Annotated in this window: 1 pseudogene; it reads left to right on the forward strand. The window is 65.8% G+C overall.

Annotation, left to right across the window (positions count from 1 at the left end):
• Positions 1-237, forward strand: a pseudogene (locus KVT28_RS26830) (ABC transporter ATP-binding protein); the annotation flags it as partial.

Below are 237 nucleotides of genomic sequence, written 5' to 3' on the forward strand. Positions count from 1 at the left end.
GCATTCTCGGCCTGCAGCAGCCGGAAGCCGGTACCGTGCGCATCCAGGGACAGGACATCACCCGGCTCAGTGAGGCGCGGCTGCCCCCCATCAAGGCCTGCTACGGGGTAGCATCCCAGAGCGGTGCGCTGTACTCGGGTCTCAGCGTGTTGCAGAACGTGCAGCTCCCCATGATGGAGCATCCCGAGCTCGAGAGCTCGGTGCGCGATGAGCTGGCGCTGCTGAAGATACGCCTGG

The sequence above is a fragment of the Pantoea sp. GbtcB22 genome (assembly GCF_019091025.1).
Lineage (GTDB): Bacteria > Pseudomonadota > Gammaproteobacteria > Enterobacterales > Enterobacteriaceae > Pantoea > Pantoea leporis.